The organism is Pantoea sp. SIMBA_079, from assembly GCF_046940275.1.
GTDB lineage: Bacteria > Pseudomonadota > Gammaproteobacteria > Enterobacterales > Enterobacteriaceae > Pantoea > Pantoea borealis.
Genome location: NZ_JAWRYR010000396.1, coordinates 1 through 266 on the forward strand (window position 1 = coordinate 1; position 266 = coordinate 266).

Consider the following 266-nt stretch of genomic DNA (forward strand, 5'->3'; position numbering starts at 1 on the left):
TTTTGAAGTGCTCTGGTTTGATCTGGTCGCGCGAGACTGGCGTGTCTGATTCCAGATAGATGGCATGTAAATTAAGCCGTTTCGGCCCCGGAATCAGCCGCATAGCCTGTTCCAGATCGGCACGCAGCTCACTGGCATTACGCGCTTTGCCCGGATAATTGCCAGTAGCCTGAATCCCACCGGTCAGCGAACCTTCCGGGTTTTCAAAACCGGAAACATCATCGCCCTGCCAGCAGTGCATTGAAACGGGTAAACGATCAAGTTGG

1 protein-coding gene is annotated in these 266 nt (G+C 53.4%); it reads right to left on the minus strand.

What is annotated here, in order from left to right; genetic code table 11:
- On the minus strand, positions 1–266 hold a 266-nt coding region (locus SB719_RS20520), incomplete at both ends, for an L-rhamnose isomerase (protein WP_412159795.1).